We start from the raw sequence: 14,999 nt of genomic DNA, 5'->3' as shown, positions 1-14,999 counted from the left end.
CCCACACATTTTCGACCCTTGCAGATTTCCTGTAGGAGCCAGCCTGCTGGCGATAGCGGTGGATCAGTCACTGGATGTTTTGCCTGTGCCAGCCCCGATTTAACGCAGCCGATTGACTGAGCGTATTTATGCCGTTGAACTGCCGTTAGCTCGGCTATCAATATTTAAAATGAGAGGGGCTCACAGATGCACCCAACCACGCCTGACGGCCGTTATTTCGTGGTCAAAGAACAGCTTTGGCGGTGCAGCAACCCGGCGCTGGACCCGCAAAAGCGCCAGCATCTGGTCGACGACTTGATGACAGCACGACGCGAAGTCAAAGCGGCAAAGTTGCTGGATGACCCGCAAAAATTGAAAGCAGCAAGGGCACATGTGCACGCCGCCAAAGTGGCACTGGGCGAGCGTGGCCCGGTCTGGTGGGAGGACGGCAGTGCGGATTACAACCGGTATAAAGTGAGCAACACGCCGTATGCCGAGTGGTATCAATCGTTGAAACTGGAAGGCGACTAAGCCATTTCAAATCGCGCCGTGCTGTCACGTGGCGTCAGCTGAAACGGCAACACCACATGTCGAGCAGGCAACGGCTGTTTCTCGATCAGCGCAATCAGCATTTCGACGGCTTTCTCGCCAAACACTTCCGCCGGTTGGGAGATGGTTGTCAGCGGCGGATCGCAGTAAGCCGCCATCGGGATGTCATCGAATCCCGCCAGCGAAATATCCTCCGGGACGCGCAACCCCTGCTCCTTGATGCGCTTCAACGCACCAATCGCCATCTCGTCATTTTCACAAAACAGCGCGGTCGGCCGGTCGTCGAGAGCGAGCATTTTTCCGGCGCCGGCATAGCCCGCAGCCAAACTGAAATCGCCGTGACAAACCAGCGTGTCGTCCAGCGCAAGACCCGCTTGGCGTATCGCCTGTTCGTATCCCGCCAGACGATCTCGCGTCAGCGGGCTGCCTTTCGACCCTTTGATCAGGCCGATGCGCCGATGCCCCAGCGCGATCAAATGCTCGGTCATCGCCTTGGCGGCCGCGACATTGTCGAGGCTGATTGTCGGATGACGGCCTTGCTGGATCACTTCGCACGCATTGACGATCGGTGGCAGATCCTTCCCCGAAGTGGAGCCTTCGAAGGGGTCGAAGGCACGCAGCTGAATCACGCCATCCGCTTGATGGGCATACACCAGATCAGCGAACTGGCGTTCGAGTGCTTCGCGGCCCTGGGTATCGCACAGCAACAGTCTGTAGCCGGCGGCTTGCGCAGCCTTTTGCGCACCGCTGATGACTCGGGCGAAAAATGTGTTGGCGATGGTCGGGACCAGAATCACCAGGTTCCCGGTTCTGCGTGAGCGGAACTGCACCGCCATCAGATTCGGGCGATATCCGGCCTGTTCGACGGCAGCCATGACCCGATCGCGGGTGTCAGGCAGTACGCGCTCCGGCGACTTCAGTGTTCTTGACACTGTTGCCACCGAAACGCCCGCCAGCCGTGCCACTTCGCGGATATTGGACAAGTCTGCCTCGCTCTTTCAATCAAATCGGCCGCCGAGCTTACCGCACCGCGCCGCCCTCCGAAACGCCGACATTCGTCCGAGATGGTTTGACAGCCGTGCATTTCGAGCCTAGATTTCGCCCACGATGTAACCGGTTACATCATAGACGACTGATGCACTATCCACAGAGACAATTGCCATGATTGCTGCTGCTCGAAAAATAAGAATGGGCTTCGTCGGTGGGGGTGAAGGCGCTTTCATCGCTCAGGCACACCGGCAGGCAGCCGGCCTCGATGGACGCTTTGAACTGGTCTGCGGTGCGTTCAGCCGAGACGCGCAGAACAATCAGCGCAGCGGCGCCGTATTGGGTCTGCCTGCGCAACGCTGTTACGACGCCTGGCAAGACATGCTCGCCGCCGAATCCCGGCTGCCGCCCGATCAGCGCATGGAGCTGCTGGTGATCGTCACGCCTAATCACTTGCACGCCCCTATCGCCAGCGCAGCGTTGAGCGCCGGTTTCCATGTCTTCAGCGAGAAGCCTGCAGCGCTCAATCTGGCCGAAGTGCAGGCGCTCGAAGGCGTCGTCTGCAGCAGTCAGCGAATCTACGCGCTGGCGCACACCTATCTGGGTTACGCGATGGTCTGGCAGGCCCGGGAAATGGTCGCCAGCGGCGTTATCGGGCGCTTGCGCAAAGTCCTCGTCGAATACCCGCAAGGCTGGCTCAGCAGCGACGTCGCCGGCCAAGGCAACAAGCAGGCCGACTGGCGCGACAACCCTGAACAATCGGGCATCGGCGGCTGCATCGGTGACATCGGCACTCACGCGTTTTCCCTGGCGGAGTTTGTCGCCGGTCAGCCCATCCAGTTCATCAGCGCGATGCTTGGCTCGCACTTCAGCAGCCGCCAACTGGATGACGACGCCGCCATGCTGTTCAAAATGGCCGACGGTGCCAGCGGCGTGTTGATCGCCAGTCAGGTCTGCGCCGGTGAAGAGAATCCGCTGAAAATTCGTCTGTATGGCGACAAGGGTGGTTTGGAGTGGCGTCAGGAAGAGCCCGCCAGTCTGACCCACCGACCATTGAACGAACCCATGCGCGTGCTGCGATCCGGCCTCGGCCAACCGTGGTTATGTGAAGCAGCGACCCGGCGCATGCGTCTGCCCGCCGGGCACCCGGAAGGTTATCTGGAGGCCATGGCCAATCTTTACGGCGACCTCGCACAGGCCATTCTCCAGGGCGCGAGCGGCCCTGATGCGCCCGGCGTGCCCGGCATAGAAGCCGGCCTGCGCGGCATGGCCTTCATCGAAACCGCTATCGCCAACCATCGCGGTGATGCCAAGTGGAGCGAAATACCTCGCCAGTCAATCGGAGCATCCGCCAATGACAACTGATCAAACAAACCCTGGCGGCATGCGCGGCCCGGGCATCTTTCTCGCGCAGTTCATCTCTGACGAAGCGCCCTTCGACTCCCTCGCCAACATTGCGCAATGGGCGGCCTCGCAAGGCTACAAGGCCATCCAGTTGCCGACCCTTGGCACGCGTTTCATTGATCTTGATCGCGCCGCCGACAGTCAGGATTACTGCGACGAACTTATCGCAACTTGCGCCAAGGCCTGCGTGGTGATCAGCGAGCTGTCGACCCATCTGCAAGGGCAACTGGTCGCGGTGCATCCGGCGTTCGACAGCCTCTTCGACGACTTCGCCCCAGAGGATTTGCGCGGCAAGCCGCACGCGCGCACGGAGTGGGCGATCAATCAATTGAAGCTCGCAGCACGCGCCAGTCAGCGACTTGGGCTGACTGCCCATGCAACTTTTTCCGGCGCCCTGCTCTGGCCGTATGTCTACCCGTGGCCGCAACGCCCTGCCGGACTGGTCGAGCAAGGCTTTGCCGAATTGGCCGAGCGCTGGCTGCCGATACTCGACTGTTTCGACGAGGCCGGTGTAGACCTGTGTTACGAAATCCATCCCGGCGAAGACCTGCACGACGGCGCCTCTTTCGAGCGTTTTCTTGAGGCGGTGAATCATCATCCGCGCGCCGCGATTCTGTATGACCCGAGCCACTTGCTGTTACAGCAGATGGATTACCTGGGATTCATCGATCGCTACCACGAGCGCATCCGCATGTTCCATGTGAAGGACGCCGAGTTCCGCGCCGACGCGCGTTCCGGAGTTTACGGTGGCTATCAAGGCTGGGTTGATCGCCCGGGTCGATTCCGCTCGCTGGGCGACGGCCAGATCGACTTCAAATCGATCTTCAGCAAGTTGACCCAATACGACTTCAACGGCTGGGCCGTGCTCGAGTGGGAATGCTGTCTGAAAGATGCCGCGCAAGGCGCTGCCGAAGGCGCCGCCTTCATCGAACAACACATGATCACCAAGACCCGCAAGGCGTTCGACGACTTCGCCAGCGTGAGCGCTGACGCGCAATCCAACCGACGTTTGTTGGGGCTTCACGACCACTGATTTACCGCTGTTACCGACATAAAAATAATACGGTGATTGAAATGAACGTAATGAATGCGCGACTCAGCGTGATGATGTTTTTGCAGTTTTTTATCTGGGGTGGCTGGTTCGTCACCCTCGGCACCTTCCTCACCACCACGCTGGCGGCCAGCGGTGGACAGGTGGGGATGGCGTTCTCGACCCAGTCGTGGGGTGCGATCATTGCGCCCTTCGTCATTGGCCTGATTGCCGATCGATTCTTCAACGCCGAACGCATCCTGGCGGTGCTGCATCTGATCGGCGCGGTGCTGTTGTTCCAGCTCTATCGGGCGCCAGATTTCAGCGATTTTTATCCCTATGTGCTGGCCTACATGATGGTCTACATGCCGACGCTGGCCTTGGTCAATGCGGTGGCGTTCCGACAAATCAAAGACCCGGCCCTGGAGTTTTCGCGCATACGCGTCTGGGGCACCGTCGGCTGGATTGTCGCCGGCATCGTGATCAGCTTTGGTTTTGCCTGGGACTCCCAACAAGCCATCGCGGCGGGCGGCTTGCGCAACACCTTCCTGATGTCTGCCGTAGTGTCGCTGGTGTTGGGGCTCTACAGCTTCAGCCTGCCGAATACCGCACCGCTGAAATCCACTGCCGGCCCGGCAAGCCTGAAGCAGATGCTGGGTGTCGATGCGTTGAGTCTGCTCAAAGATCGCAGCTATCTGGTGTTCTTCCTCGCGTCCATTCTGATCTGTATTCCTCTGGCGTTTTATTACCAGAATGCCAACCCGTTTCTTGCCGAAATCGGTGTTACCAATCCGACGGCGAAGATGGCCATCGGGCAAGTGTCCGAAGTGCTGTTCATGCTGCTTCTGCCGCTGTTCATTCAGCGCTTCGGCATCAAGATTGCGTTGCTGGTCGGCATGCTGGCCTGGGCGTTGCGATACGTGCTGTTTGCCTTCGGCGACAACGGTGATCAAGCATTCATGCTGCTCATCGGCATTGCGCTGCACGGCGTTTGCTACGACTTTTTCTTCGTCTGCGGGCAAATCTACACCGACGCCAAAGCCCCCGAGCGCTTTCGCAGCTCGGCTCAAGGCTTGATTACCCTGGCGACTTACGGTTTGGGCATGCTGATCGGCTTCTGGATCGCCGGCCAGATCACCGACCACTTTGCCTCAGCAAACGGGCATGACTGGCGCAGCATCTGGCTATTTCCAGCCGGTTTCTCGGTTGCGGTAATGCTGCTTTTCTGGATGACGTTCAAAGGACGAGACAGCGACAAGGCTGTGATCCCCTCACCCGTCTAAGCACTACCGCCCCCTGTAGGAGCTGCGGCACGCTGCGATCTTTTGATCTTGATTTCAAACAACAGGATCAAAAGATCGCAGCCTCGTTGCACTCGAATGCTCCTACAGAATGATGTGTCAGTTGAACAAACAAAAGCGTGCTTTTGAGGGCAGGCTTTTGGTTAGTCAGCGTCCCATCTAGACCCTACCGCCCCCTGTAGGAGCTGCGGCACGCTGCGATCTTTTGATCTTGATTTCAAACAACAGGATCAAAAGATCGCAGCCTCGTTGCACTCGAATGCTCCTACAGGATGGTGCGTGTTCAGTTGAACGAACGAAAGCCTGCTTTTCAGGGCAGGCTTTTCGAGTTGTGACAGTGCCAGCTTACTTTTGCTGCGCCGTCAGCGCCGCATAACCATTCATCAAGTTGCGATAGTTCGGAATACGCTGCGACAGCAGATTACCCAGCCCTTCGATGTCGTTGCGCCAGTCGCGGTGCAGCTCACAGGCTACCGAGAACCAGTTCATCATTTGTGCGCCGGCTTGGGTCATGCGGCTCCATGCGGCTTGTTGCACAGTGGTGTTGAAGGTGCCGGAGGCATCGGTGACCACGAACACATCAAAGCCTTCGGCCAGGGCTGACAGTGTCGGGAACGCCACACAAACATCGGTGACCACGCCGGCAATGATGATCTGCTTGCGGCCTGTAGCTTTGATCGCCTTGACGAAGTCTTCGTTGTCCCAGGCGTTGATCTGGCCTGGACGGGCGATGTAGGGCGCGTCCGGGAACATCTCTTTCAGTTCCGGTACCAATGGGCCGTTCGGGCCTTGTTCGAAACTGGTGGTGAGGATGGTCGGCAGTTCGAAGAATTTCGCCAGATCGGCCAACGCCAGAACGTTGTTCTTGAATTCGTTCGGCGAGAAGTCCTGCACCAGAGAAATCAAACCGGTCTGGTGGTCAACCAGCAGTACTACGGCGTCGTCTTTGTTGAGGCGGTTGTAGGTTGGCGTGTTCATCTGTGCAGTCCTTTTTAGTTGGGGAAGTTCTTGTTGCGTTCAAGATGGGCTCAGATTACTGACACTCCAGCGCTGGATAAATCGGCTGAAAAGCGTTTAACCGTCAACTTGAACAGGACAATCACGCGACACTGATCACGGATTTCGCTGGCATCCCGACCTTCCCGGCGATCCTTGTCATACTGTTACCAGCTTCACGTGTGCAATAAACCCAAGGAGATGTTCATGCTCGGACGCCACTCGCCAGAGCCGAACACAGACAACCCCGCATCCCTGAAAGCCGTGCGCGCCGGATCGACGTTCCGCCTGACGGTGAGTTTCATGCTGGTAGTGGTCATGGCCTTTTTGGCGGTCGAGAGCTGGCGAACTTGGCGCGACTACCGTGCAGCCTTCGATTCTGCGCGCAACTCGGTGACCAACCTCGCCCGCGCCACGGCCCAGCATGCCGAAGACACCATCCGCCAGATGGACGTGCTGACCGCCGCCCTGAGTGAGCGGATCGAGGGTGATGGCCTGCAAAACCTCGATGTCCCGCGCATTCACAAATTGTTGGTGCAGCAATCGACAATCATGCCGCAGCTGCACGGCTTGTTTATCTACGGTCCTGATGGACAGTGGATCGTCACCGACAAGGAGGTGACGCCCGAGACCGCGAACAACGCCGACCGTGATTATTTCCAGTACCACCGCACCCATGAAGATCGCCATGTGCGCATCGGCGATGTGGTCGAGAGCCGCTCCACAAAAGACCTGATCATTCCCATATCACGCCGGCTGAACAATGCCGATGGCTCGTTCGCCGGCGTGTTGCTGGGCACGGTCAAGGTCAGCTATTTCGTCGATTACTACGGTGACTTTCGCATCGATGACAAAGGCGCGCTGGTGCTGGCCAGGCGCGACGGCACCATCCTCGTGCGCCGCCCGTTCATCGCCTCGGTGATCGGCAAGAGCCTGGCCAACAGCGAGATCTTCAAGACCTATTTACCCAACTCCAACTCAGGCATCGCGCAAGTGCGCGCCGTCGTCGACGACACCGAGCGCTTGTATGGCTATCGTGCCCTCACCACCTACCCACTGGTGGTTGAGGCCGGTCTGTCGCGTGATTCGATCATCGAACCCTGGCAGCAGGATTTGCTGAAGAACGGCTTCGTGCTGGTGTTTCTGATTCTGGTGCTGAGCTGTTTCGGCCTCATCGTCCTCAGCCAGTTGCGCCAGCGTATGGCGATGGAACGACAAATCCGCCACGCCCATCAGACCATGCGCGACATGGCGTTGACTGACGCCCTGACCGGGCTCGGCAACCGTCGACGCCTGGATAATTCGCTGGCCGATGAAATTCGATTGGCCCGTCGCCAGGGTTCGGCGCTGTCGTTGATCATGCTCGATGTCGACCACTTCAAACGCTACAACGACCAATACGGACATGCGGCGGGTGATGATTGCCTGAGCGCGGTCGGCCAGGCGATCCAGCAAGCGGTCAAACGCCCGGGTGACCTGGCCGTACGTTACGGCGGCGAAGAGTTCACCGTGTTATTGCCCAACACCGATAGCGCCGGGGCGATTCAGGTCACTGAGGACATTTTGCAGAGTATTCGTGCGCTGAAGCTTGCGCACGCCGGGCATCCTCTGGGGTACGTCACGGCCAGTGCTGGCATCACCACGCGTCATCCTGTCGACGATACGGTCACGCCGGCCTCGTTGTTGAAAGCGGCCGACACCCGTCTCTATGAGGCCAAGCAACAGGGGCGCAACCGTTGGTGTTCGAGTTCGGCGGTGATGAGCTGATAACACCTTCGTCGCTCGCACTGGTCACTTTTTCTTACACCTTTTGTCGCCCTGCGACACCCTGTCAGCCGATCGAAAACCGACTGGCCGGTTCAGTTTGGTATCATGCGCCGCTTTTACGGTTAACCCCTCGCCAGTCCTGCCGACTGACGGGCTGCAAAAGGCGGTATTAGATGACGGCTTTGTTGACTCGCCGCAAGGTACTTGCGGGAATGGGCGTACTCGGGCTCGGCCTGCTCGCCGGCTGCGACACCCGCGGCCAACTGTCGTACAAGTACGGCAAGGATCTGAGTAACAAGATCATGGGCCGCACCTTCAAACTGAAGGACACCGACGGCGACACCATGACCCTGTCGAGCTTCCGCGGCCTGATGCCGATGGTGTTCTTCGGCTTCACCCAGTGCCCGGCGGTCTGCCCGACCACCCTGGCCCGCGCGGCAAAAATCAAGAAACTGATGGGCAAGGACGGCGATCGCTTGCAGGTGATTTTCATCACCCTCGACCCTGAGCGCGACACGCCGCAAATCCTCGACGCCTACGTCAAAGCCTTCGACCCGACCTTCGTCGCGCTGTACGGTACGCTTGAGGAAACCAAGGCCACGGCCAAGGAATTCGACGTGTTCTTCGAGAAGGTGCCGGCCGGCGACACCTACACCATCTCGCACACTTCCACCAGTTACGTCTTCGACTCGCGCGGCGAACTGCGCCTGGGTCTGTCCACCTCGCTTTCGGCAGAAGAATGCACGGAAGATTTGCTTACCGTTATGGAGGTTTGCTGATGCAACCGTTTCTGAACAACATCAAACGCGCGGTACTCGGTCTGTCCCTGCTGGGCCTGGCCTTCCAGGTCTCTGCACAGACCAAGGTTGACGATGCATGGGTACGTGCAACCGTGCCGACCCAATCCGCCAGCGGCGCATTCATGATCGTCACCGCCGACAGCGACAGCAAGCTGCTCAGCGTTGCGACGCCAGTGGCCAAAGACGTGCAAATCCACGAAATGAGCATGAAGAACGACGTCATGAGCATGGGCCCGGTCAAATCGGTCGACCTGCCGGCAGGTAAAGCCGTCAAGCTTGATCCAAACGGTTACCACGTCATGCTGATGGGCCTGACCGGTCAGTTGAAAGAAGGCGAATCCGTGCCGCTGACCCTGACCGTGGAAAACGCCAAGGGCGAAAAAGAAACCGTTGAAGTGAAGGCCAGCGTGCGTTCGCTGACCAGCATGGAAGGTCACGATCACAGCAAGATGCATTGATCTGACGGAGCGGTAACAAAAAAGGGGCGGCCTGATCGTTGATCAGGCCGCCCCTTTTTGGGTTTGGGAAATCGGCTTTTGTGGAAAGCAGGCTTTACATGAGGAAAATCTTTCGCGACTATGTAAAGGGTCTTTTACATAGGAAGTAAGCATGAACCGGTATTACCTGGAAATGGGCGCAGCACTCATCCTTTACACGGTGGCGTTGGTCGCCTCACTGGTTGCCTCGCAATACCTGATGGATGCCAACATTATTCTGCGCTCAGCTGTCGCGTTGACGCCGATCCTGCCGGCAGGTTTGATGTGCTGGGCCATCGTGCGCAACATGCGCCGCATGGATGAAATGCATCTGCGCATCCAGTTCGAAGCGCTGGGCTTCGCGTTTGCCGCTTCAGCACTGCTGACCTTCAGCTACGGTTTTCTGGAAAACGTCGGCGCGCCGCACATTCCATGGACTTGCGTGTGGCCAGTGATGGGCGCGATGTGGATCCTCGGCCTGCAAATCGCCCGACGCCGCTACCAATGAAAAACCGCCTCAAGGCACTGCGCGCCGAGCGCAAATGGTCACAGGTCGATCTGGCTGAAAGGCTCAACGTGTCACGCCAGACGATCAACGCCATCGAAAACGAACGCTACGATCCGAGCCTGCCGCTGGCGTTTCAGATCGCCCGGGCGTTTGAGCTGTCGATTGAAAGCATTTTTGATGATGGCTTGAACTGAGCAAAAGTCGGTGCAGGCGGATTCCAGTTTCGGTTAAACAGCCTGAAACAAAAAACCGCCGGCACCGGTTCGCCAGCCATATCCCGGTTAATTGTCAAACACCCACCCCTGACTGGGCCCTAGCCCAGTGCCCACGCTGACAAGTCCGCCCGACATCGGATCACCTTCAAGTTTTAAAAGGCGATCAGACCGCTGACCCTTGGTATCATCGCCCACACTTTTTTGACGATTTAATGACTGGAAGGTCTTTTTTTGTGAGCGCTCTTTTTCGCTGGTTGCGGCAGCCGCATGCCCGCCTGTTCTCTCTGATTCTGCTGGTACTGATTGTGCCGGTGTGCCTGCGCGCGGCGCTCGGCTGGTCGACACCGCTGGGCTATTTGTCGGATCTGGCCATTGGCAGTCTGCTGGTGATTCTGCTGCATCGCCGAGCGTGGTGGCTGGCGCTGCCGGTGCTGGTGTTCTGGGCGCTGTTGGCGGTGGCAACGGCTGAGTTGGTCAGCGCCGTTGGCCGTTTGCCGAGTCCTTCCGATCTGCATTACCTGATTGATCCGCAATTTGTCGAAAACTCAACTGGTGGTGGTTTGGCGCACCCGGCGCTGGGCATCACGTTGCTGCTGGCCTTGGCATTCTGGCTGCTGACGCAGTTCACCGGTCGCGGCATTGTCCGCCCACCCCTGCCCCGCGGGGTCTGGAGCGCGCCTTTGGTGCTATTTGCCGCGCACTGGGGCGCGCAGAACCTGTGGCCGAGCGAAGACGATCCGTGGCGCGCGTACAACCTGCCGCATCAATTGCTCGCCACCGAAGTGGCTGACCTGCAGATACACGCCGAGGAATGGCTGGACGGCGATGTCGAGGAAGTCGCGCCGGCCATGGCCGGGCTCACCGACGTCGACCTCAATGGTCAAAAACTGCTGGCCGCGCCGGGGCAGGCGCGCAACGTGTTGGTCATTGCCCTGGAAGGCATTCCCGGCGCTTACGTCCGCGCCAATCGCGAAGCCATCGGCAGCCATTATCAGGAAGACCTGATGCCCAACCTCAGCCGTTGGGCCGAGCGCGGCATGAACACTCCGGATTACGTTCTGCACACGCACCAGACCATTCGCGGTCTGTACGCGATGCTCTGTGGCGATTACGACAAACTCAACAACGGCACGCCCAAAGGCGTGGAAATGCTCACCCTCACCGAGCGCAATCAGGCGTGCCTGCCGGCGCAGCTGCGCGAACATGGCTTCAGCACCCACTATCTGCAAGGCGCCGGCCTGCGCTTCATGGCCAAAGACAAGATCATGCCGCACATCGGTTTCGATGCGACGCATGGCCTGGAATGGTTCACCAATGCCAACTATCTGGAGTTTCCGTGGGGCAAGGATGACAAGGCGTTCTTCGAGGGTGCGCTGGATTATGTCGGCCAACTGAACAAGCAGAAACAGCCGTGGATGCTGACGTTGTTGACGGTGGGCACGCATCAACCCTACTCCGCGCCGGACGAATATCTGGAGCGCTACGAGACACCCAAGCAAGCCGCCGTCGGATACCTGGACGATGCGCTGGATGAATTCCTCAAAGGTCTTGAACAACAAGGTGTGCTCAAAGACACGCTGGTGGTGATCACTTCGGATGAATCCCACGGCATCGACGGTGTACGTCTGGCCTCGTCGTGGGGCTTCAACCTGACGCTGGCGCCGGAGCAGGCACAACTGCCGCGACTGAATGCCGGGGTCTATGGCCATGTTGATCTGAGCACGTCGATCCTTGACTACTTCGACCTGCCGGTGCCGACCGCGCTAAGCGGTCGCTCGCTGTTTCGCGACTACGATTCCGGTCGCGAAATCATGTCGTTCACCAACGGCAAACTGCGCTATCACAACGGCCAGGGCATCTTCTCCGAATGTGACATGCCGCGCCGCTGCCGCTACTACGAAAGCGCCGGTTTCATCGCCGAGAGCGCCACCTTCAAGGGCAGCTACAGCGGCCAGCGCGCCCGGCAAATCGCCGCCCGCGCCACGGCGCTCGACCTGTCGCTGCTGCGCACCCCGCTCAACCATCGCTATCAGTTCGGCAGCACCAACGTCATCCCCCTGCAAGCGCAGATCAAGGACGACTGGGCCGACAACCTGATCGGCGCGCAATACCTGGAAATGCCCAAGGGCTCGCACACCCGCGTGCGCCTGACCGTACGCTCTGTCGATCCGCAACAGGCTGCGTACATTCAGCTCAAGGCCAAGGAGTTCGAGCAGGACGTGCAACTGGGATTGCCGGCAGAAATGGTCGCCACGGCGGATCAACCGCTGGAGATGGATTTCAGCTTTGATAACCCGCAACAGCGCAAGGCGTTCTCGTTCCATTTGCTGGGCTATGGACTGGGCGCGGTGGAGGTAACGGATTTCAGTGTGATCACTGAAGTGCCGGGGCAAGAGGACATTCTCGACGACGTGCTTGAGGACGAGGCCGCGCAGTCGAGTTGACTGCGCAATCCCGTGTAAGAGCTGCCGCAGGCTGCGATCTTTTGATCTTGCTTTTTTAAAGGCCAACGTCAAAAGATCGCAGCCTTCGGCAGCTCCTACAGGGGGTTATGCGCTATGGCGAGTGAGGGTTTTGCAGCAACATCTGCGGTAAAAGGTTCTGCCTATCAGCGCCCATCAGTCGGGCTATTAGCTGACTCGCCAACTCGGGTCTAGCCTTACAAGTCCGAAGTCGGCACGAGCCGGCCGTCGCAGACCTGATAAGGACCCGAACATGGCAAACGAATCGAAATGCCCGTTCAACCACGCCGCCGGTGGTGGTACGACGAACCGTGACTGGTGGCCGAATCAACTCAACCTGAAGATCCTGAGCCAGCACTCGCCCAAGTCCGATCCGCTGGGCAAGGACTTCGACTACGCCAACGCCTTCAAAAGCCTGGACTTCCAGGCACTGAAACAAGACCTGCGCGCACTGATGACCGACTCACAGGACTGGTGGCCGGCAGACTTTGGCCACTATGGCCCGCTCTTCGTGCGCATGGCCTGGCACAGCGCCGGCACCTATCGCACCGCGGATGGCCGCGGTGGCGCCGGCTCCGGCCAGCAACGTTTTGCCCCGCTCAATAGCTGGCCGGACAACGTCAGCCTCGACAAGGCCCGGCGCCTGTTGTGGCCGATCAAACAGAAATATGGTCGCAATATTTCCTGGGCTGACTTGATTGTCCTCACCGGTAACGTCGCGCTGGAATCCATGGGCTTCAAGACCTTCGGTTTCTCCGGTGGTCGCGCGGACGTCTGGGAACCGGATGAAGACGTGTACTGGGGCTCGGAAAATGAATGGCTGGGCGGCGACAGCCGTTACGGCAAAAGCAAGGAACCGATGCAGGAGCCTGGTGACGGTACGCTGGTCGCCGAGCCGGATTTGCACGGCAAAGAAGAAAGCCGCACCGATCAGGGCGAACGCAATCTGGAAAACCCGCTCGCCGCCGTGCAGATGGGTCTTATTTATGTGAACCCGGAAGGCCCCGAGGGCAATCCAGACCCCGTAGCGTCGGCCCGCGACATTCGCGAAACCTTCGGCCGCATGGCCATGAACGATGAAGAGACCGTGGCGCTGATCGCCGGCGGCCACGCCTTCGGCAAAACCCACGGCGCCGGCCCTGCCGATAACGTCGGTGCTGAACCGGAAGCCGCCGGGCTGGAAGAACAAGGGCTGGGCTGGAGGAACAGCTTCGGCACCGGCAAGGGCGCTGACACCATCACCAGTGGCCTCGAAGTGACCTGGACCACCACGCCGACCCAATGGAGCAACAACTACCTGGAAAACCTGTTCGGCTTTGAGTGGGAACTGACCAAAAGCCCGGCCGGCGCGCACCAGTGGAAACCGAAGAACGGTGCGGGCGCCGGCACCATTCCCCATGCCCATGACCCGAACAAGCGTATCGACCCGACCATGCTGACGTCTGACCTGGCACTGCGCTTCGATCCGGCTTACGAGCAGATCTCCCGGCGTTTCCTGGCCAATCCCGATCAGTTGGCCGATGCATTTGCCCGCGCCTGGTACAAGTTGATCCACCGCGACATGGGCCCGCTGTCACGCTACCTCGGCCCGGAACTGCCGAATGAAGAGCTGCTGTGGCAAGACCCGATTCCCGAGGTCACTCATCCGCTAATCGACGATAACGATGTGGCCACGCTGAAAAGCAAAGTGCTGGCCTCGGGCCTATCTGTTTCGCAACTGGTGTCGACCGCATGGGCGGCGGCGTCGACGTTCCGTGGCTCGGACAAACGCGGTGGTGCCAACGGTGGTCGCCTGCGTCTGGCACCGCAGAAGTTCTGGCAAGCCAACCAGCCTGAGCAACTGGCCAAGGTCCTGCAAACCCTTGAAGGCATTCAGGGCGAGTTCAATGGCGGCGCAACCGGCAAGAACGTTTCGCTGGCCGACCTGATTGTGCTGGCGGGCAATGCCGGGGTCGAGCAAGCGGCGAAAAATGCCGGCCACTCGGTCACCGTGCCATTTACCCCGGGGCGTGCGGATGCGACTCAGGAGCAAACCGATGTCGAGTCGTTCGGTTTTCTCGAGCCGATTGCCGATGGCTTCCGCAATTACAGCAAGGGTAAATACACCGTAGCGGCCGAGGCACTGCTGATCGACAAGGCGCAATTGCTCACCCTGACCGCGCCGGAAATGACCGTGCTGCTCGGTGGGCTGCGGGTGCTGAACACTAACGTCGGGCAAACCCGCCATGGCGTGTTCACCAGCCAGACCGAAGCGCTGACCAACGACTTCTTCACCAACCTGCTGGACATGGGCGTGGAGTGGAAGCCGACCTCACCGGACGCGGAAGAGTTTGAAGGCCGCGACCGTAAAAACGGTAGCGTGAAATGGACGGCAACGCGGGTTGATCTGGTGTTTGGTTCCAACGCGATATTGCGGGCGGTCGCGGAGGTGTATGCGAGTGCGGATGCGAAGGAGCAGTTCGTCAAAGACTTCGTCGCAGCGTGGACGAAGGTGATGAATCTGGATCGGTTCGATGTGAAGTAAC

At 59.2% G+C, this 14,999-nt stretch carries 13 protein-coding genes; 11 read left to right on the top strand and 2 right to left on the bottom strand.

The annotated features are described in order from the left end of the window. The first annotated feature begins 186 nt into the window (after nucleotides 1–186). Nucleotides 187–510: a hypothetical protein gene (locus ACA061_RS11720; protein ID WP_497301630.1), complete on the top strand. Its 324-nt coding sequence runs from the start codon at nucleotides 187–189 to the stop codon at nucleotides 508–510. Here ACA061_RS11720 and ACA061_RS11715 read toward each other — a convergent pair. Next, entirely contained in the window at nucleotides 507–1,511 is a 1,005-nt protein-coding gene (locus ACA061_RS11715) for a LacI family DNA-binding transcriptional regulator (protein ID WP_497301629.1), read from the bottom strand. The two genes, ACA061_RS11720 and ACA061_RS11715, sit on opposite strands and share 4 nt — an antisense overlap. A 178-nt stretch (nucleotides 1,512–1,689) precedes the next feature. Between ACA061_RS11715 and ACA061_RS11710 the strand changes: the two genes are divergently transcribed. The 3 genes from ACA061_RS11710 to ACA061_RS11700 are packed head-to-tail and all read left to right on the top strand — an operon-like array spanning nucleotide 1,690 to nucleotide 5,232. Then, entirely contained in the window at nucleotides 1,690–2,880 is a 1,191-nt protein-coding gene (locus ACA061_RS11710) for a Gfo/Idh/MocA family protein (RefSeq protein WP_497301628.1), read from the top strand. Then, nucleotides 2,870–3,952: a sugar phosphate isomerase/epimerase family protein gene (locus ACA061_RS11705; RefSeq protein WP_497301626.1), complete on the top strand. Its 1,083-nt coding sequence runs from the start codon at nucleotides 2,870–2,872 to the stop codon at nucleotides 3,950–3,952. The genes ACA061_RS11710 and ACA061_RS11705 overlap by 11 nt, the downstream gene beginning before the upstream one ends. A 41-nt stretch (nucleotides 3,953–3,993) precedes the next feature. Continuing rightward, complete coding sequence (locus ACA061_RS11700; RefSeq protein ID WP_497301625.1) at nucleotides 3,994–5,232, top strand: nucleoside permease; 1,239 nt, start codon at nucleotides 3,994–3,996, stop codon at nucleotides 5,230–5,232. A 363-nt stretch (nucleotides 5,233–5,595) separates the two neighbouring features. On the opposite strand, the gene ycaC is transcribed toward ACA061_RS11700, so the two are convergent. Continuing rightward, nucleotides 5,596–6,228 carry an isochorismate family cysteine hydrolase YcaC gene (ycaC, locus tag ACA061_RS11695; protein WP_042558826.1) on the bottom strand — a complete coding sequence of 211 codons (633 nt, stop codon included), beginning with the start codon at nucleotides 6,226–6,228 and terminating at the stop codon, nucleotides 5,596–5,598. A gap of 225 nt (nucleotides 6,229–6,453) precedes the next feature. On the opposite strand from ycaC, the gene ACA061_RS11690 reads away from it, so the two are divergent. The 7 genes from ACA061_RS11690 (at nucleotide 6,454) to katG (ending at nucleotide 14,998) form a co-directional block, all read left to right on the top strand. Beyond that, complete coding sequence (locus ACA061_RS11690; protein ID WP_210555185.1) at nucleotides 6,454–8,013, top strand: sensor domain-containing diguanylate cyclase; 1,560 nt, start codon at nucleotides 6,454–6,456, stop codon at nucleotides 8,011–8,013. A gap of 173 nt (nucleotides 8,014–8,186) precedes the next feature. After that, nucleotides 8,187–8,792, top strand: a complete 606-nt coding sequence (locus ACA061_RS11685) for an SCO family protein (protein WP_210555184.1) — start codon at nucleotides 8,187–8,189, stop codon at nucleotides 8,790–8,792. Beyond that, the gene (locus ACA061_RS11680; RefSeq protein ID WP_210555183.1) at nucleotides 8,792–9,271 is read left to right on the top strand and encodes a copper chaperone PCu(A)C; all 480 of its coding nucleotides are present in this window, start codon (nucleotides 8,792–8,794) and stop codon (nucleotides 9,269–9,271) included. Before ACA061_RS11685 ends, ACA061_RS11680 begins: the two co-directional genes overlap by 1 nt. 151 nt (nucleotides 9,272–9,422) lie before the next feature. After that, nucleotides 9,423–9,797 carry a hypothetical protein gene (locus ACA061_RS11675; protein WP_210555182.1) on the top strand — a complete coding sequence of 125 codons (375 nt, stop codon included), beginning with the start codon at nucleotides 9,423–9,425 and terminating at the stop codon, nucleotides 9,795–9,797. Next, nucleotides 9,794–9,991, top strand: coding sequence for a helix-turn-helix transcriptional regulator (locus tag ACA061_RS11670; RefSeq protein ID WP_150595422.1), 198 nt, complete (start codon nucleotides 9,794–9,796; stop codon nucleotides 9,989–9,991). Before ACA061_RS11675 ends, ACA061_RS11670 begins: the two co-directional genes overlap by 4 nt. A gap of 254 nt (nucleotides 9,992–10,245) precedes the next feature. Next, on the top strand, nucleotides 10,246–12,456 hold the full coding sequence (locus tag ACA061_RS11665; protein WP_497301624.1) for an LTA synthase family protein: 2,211 nt from the start codon (nucleotides 10,246–10,248) through the stop codon (nucleotides 12,454–12,456). A 271-nt stretch (nucleotides 12,457–12,727) separates the two neighbouring features. Next, nucleotides 12,728–14,998 carry a catalase/peroxidase HPI gene (katG, locus tag ACA061_RS11660; protein WP_497301623.1) on the top strand — a complete coding sequence of 757 codons (2,271 nt, stop codon included), beginning with the start codon at nucleotides 12,728–12,730 and terminating at the stop codon, nucleotides 14,996–14,998. Nucleotide 14,999 lies beyond the last annotated feature (1 nt).

The organism is Pseudomonas sp. LBUM1668, assembly GCF_059695715.1.
The sequence above is the reverse complement of the archived record's forward strand: the minus strand, read 5'-3'. Positions and strand labels throughout refer to the sequence as shown.

What these genes read in the sequence shown, in the direction of transcription:
- ACA061_RS11720 (WP_497301630.1), top strand. Translation starts at nt 187, where the DNA reads ATGCACCCAACCACGCCTGACGGCCGTTATTTCGTGGTCAAAGAACAG.
- ACA061_RS11710 (WP_497301628.1), top strand. Translation starts at nt 1,690, where the DNA reads ATGATTGCTGCTGCTCGAAAAATAAGAATGGGCTTCGTCGGTGGGGGT.
- ACA061_RS11705 (WP_497301626.1), top strand. Translation starts at nt 2,870, where the DNA reads ATGACAACTGATCAAACAAACCCTGGCGGCATGCGCGGCCCGGGCATC.
- ACA061_RS11700 (WP_497301625.1), top strand. Translation starts at nt 3,994, where the DNA reads ATGAACGTAATGAATGCGCGACTCAGCGTGATGATGTTTTTGCAGTTT.
- ycaC (WP_042558826.1), bottom strand. Translation starts at nt 6,228, where the DNA reads ATGAACACGCCAACCTACAACCGCCTCAACAAAGACGACGCCGTAGTA.
- ACA061_RS11690 (WP_210555185.1), top strand. Translation starts at nt 6,454, where the DNA reads ATGCTCGGACGCCACTCGCCAGAGCCGAACACAGACAACCCCGCATCC.
- ACA061_RS11685 (WP_210555184.1), top strand. Translation starts at nt 8,187, where the DNA reads ATGACGGCTTTGTTGACTCGCCGCAAGGTACTTGCGGGAATGGGCGTA.
- ACA061_RS11680 (WP_210555183.1), top strand. Translation starts at nt 8,792, where the DNA reads ATGCAACCGTTTCTGAACAACATCAAACGCGCGGTACTCGGTCTGTCC.
- ACA061_RS11675 (WP_210555182.1), top strand. Translation starts at nt 9,423, where the DNA reads ATGAACCGGTATTACCTGGAAATGGGCGCAGCACTCATCCTTTACACG.
- ACA061_RS11670 (WP_150595422.1), top strand. Translation starts at nt 9,794, where the DNA reads ATGAAAAACCGCCTCAAGGCACTGCGCGCCGAGCGCAAATGGTCACAG.
- katG (WP_497301623.1), top strand. Translation starts at nt 12,728, where the DNA reads ATGGCAAACGAATCGAAATGCCCGTTCAACCACGCCGCCGGTGGTGGT.